Source organism: Streptomyces sp. NPDC048277 (assembly GCF_040652235.1).
GTDB lineage: Bacteria > Actinomycetota > Actinomycetes > Streptomycetales > Streptomycetaceae > Streptomyces.
In genome coordinates, this window is record NZ_JBEZLQ010000074.1 from 1 (window position 1) to 2,330 (window position 2,330).

The window sequence follows — 2,330 nt, forward strand, 5'->3', positions numbered from 1 at the left end:
TGTCGGCGTCGGCTGAACCCGGACCCAGTTTGGCCGGGTCAAAAGTGACCTTCGCGTCTTGAGTTGCGGTTGGTTCAGTCGTTGTTGTTCGTGGTGGTGGGGATGCGTCCGAGTTCGCGTCCCTTCATGCGGTAGGAGTCGCCTTTGAGAGAGTGGACCTCGGCATGGTGGACGAGGCGGTCGATCATCGCGGCGGCCACGGTCTCGTCGCCGAAGACCTCTCCCCAGCGTCCGAAGGGCTTGTTGCTGGTGACGATCACCGATGCGCGTTCGTATCTGTTCGAGACCAGCTGGAAGAACAGGTTCGCCGCCTCGGCCTCGAAGGGGATGTATCCCACTTCGTCCACCACGATCAGCGGATAGCGTCCCAGCCTGGTGAGTTCTTCGGCGAGACGACCGGCGGCGTGGGCAGCGGCCAGGCGGTCGACCCACTCGGCGGCGGTGGCGAACGCGACCCGGTGTCCGGCCTGGCAGGCCCTCACCGCGAGCCCGATCGCCAGATGCGTCTTCCCCGTCCCCGGCGGCCCCAGGAAAACGGCGTTCTCCTTTCCCGCTATGAAGTCCAACGTTCCCAGATGCGCGAGCTGTTGGCGCGTCATGCCGCGCAGATGGGTGACGTCGAGTTCCTCGATCGTCTTGACCGCTGGGAACTTCGCGGCCCGCACCCGTGCCTCGCCGCCGTGCGATTCCCGGGCGGAGACCTCGCGCTGGAGGCAGGCGACCAGGTACTCGGCGTGGGTCCAGGACTCTTTGCGGGCCCGCTCGGCGAGCCGGTCGGCGGCGTCCAGCAGTGACGGTGCCTTCATCGCGCGGGTCAGGAAGGCCAGGTCGGCGGCGGTCTGGGACCCGGTCCTGCGGCCGGAGCCGGTGGCGGACCGGTCGTCATCGGTGTCCGCGGTGGCGGCGGTGCGGGGCATCAACGGTCCCCTTCCCCGGTTTCCCCGGTTTCCCCGGTTTCCCCGGTCGTGGTGGCGCCGCCGCCCTCGATCAAGGTGAACATCCGGTCGTAAGAGCCGAGTTCGCGCTGTTCGACCTCCACCAGCTGCGGCGGGCCGGTGCCGGTCGCCGCCAGCCTCCGGTCCCTGGCCCGGGCGGCCTGCTGATGCCGGAAGTCCCCGCGCATCCGGGCACTGGCGGCGCCGTGTTCGGGGTCGGTGATCGTCTGGTGACGGGCCCAGCAGCGGGCATGCCGGGCCACCACCTCCTCGCCCGCCAGCACGGTGACCTCCTCGGTGTCCGAGCGCACCACCACGAGCTTCCCGATCGCCCTGGGGTGCACGGAGTAGTCGCAGGTGTCGACGCGGATGTAGTGGTCGCGGCCGATGCGGGTCTGGAACTTCCACCAGGCCGGCGGTCCGATGGGCGGCAGGGTGAGCATCCCGGCCCGGTCGGCCTCCCACCGCTCGGCCGGCCGGGCGGCCAGCGTGCGGTGCAGGCGCCGGTTCGCCACCGCCAGCCAGGCGCTCAGCTGGGTGTTGAAGTCGTCCGGGCCGGTGAACGTGCGTCCCGGAAGGTAGCTGGTCTCCAGGTAGCCATTGGCCCGCTCCACGAGTCCCTTCGCTTCCGGGTCGCGGGGACGGCACAAGTAGATCTTCGTGGCGAGCAGGCCCGCGAACGCGGCGAACTGGGAAGTGGGCCTGCCCCGGCCGACACCGGCCTCGTTGTCCCAGACCAGCATCTTCGGCACCGCACCCCAGCCGGTAAGCAAACGCCAGTGCCCGTCGATCAGGTCACCGGTGGTCCGCGACGGCAGCATCCGGGCTGCGATCACCCGCGAGTAGCCCGAGACGATCACCAGCACCGGCGGACGGCCGCTCTGCCCATAGCCCAGCGGGATGTCCACGTCGGGAAACCACAGATCGCACTGGGCCAGCTCGCCGGGCCGGTAGACCGTCCGCGAGACCGGGTCCGCCGGCAGATACACGGGCCGCAGCTCCCGCACCCGCTCCTTGAGGATCGTTATCCCGCGGTCCCAGCCGATCCGCTCGGCGATCACCGTGGCCGGCATCGTCGGGGTCTGCTTGAGCAGCTCACGGATCTGCACCTCGACCGCGTCCACCGCCGAGCCCTTCAGCGGCCGCTCGTACTTCGGCGGCCGGTCACTGGCCAGGGCCCGTTTCACCGTGTTCTTCGAGATGCCCAGATGCCGGGCGATCGCCCGGATCGGCATCTGCTCGGCCCGGTGCAGCCTGCGGATCTCAGCCCAGTCCTCCACGTGGATCATCCCTTCCCTCCCGATCTTGACGTTCAAGATCAGGCTGGTCAGAAGATCGCGAAATGGGTCCCTTTTGATCCGCCGTTCAGCGGCCAGTTTTCACCCGACGCCGAGA

2 protein-coding genes are annotated in these 2,330 nt (G+C 69.1%); both read right to left on the minus strand.

Annotation, left to right across the window (positions count from 1 at the left end; translation table 11 throughout):
• Window positions 1–74: 74 nt before the first annotated feature.
• Entirely contained in the window at window positions 75–917 is an 843-nt protein-coding gene (istB, locus tag AB0D85_RS52135; RefSeq protein WP_362338733.1) for an IS21-like element helper ATPase IstB, read from the minus strand.
• The gene (istA, locus tag AB0D85_RS52140) at window positions 917–2,224 is read right to left on the minus strand and encodes an IS21 family transposase (protein WP_362338736.1); all 1,308 of its coding nucleotides are present in this window, start codon (window positions 2,222–2,224) and stop codon (window positions 917–919) included. The genes istB and istA overlap by 1 nt, the downstream gene beginning before the upstream one ends.
• Window positions 2,225–2,330: the final 106 nt, after the last annotated feature.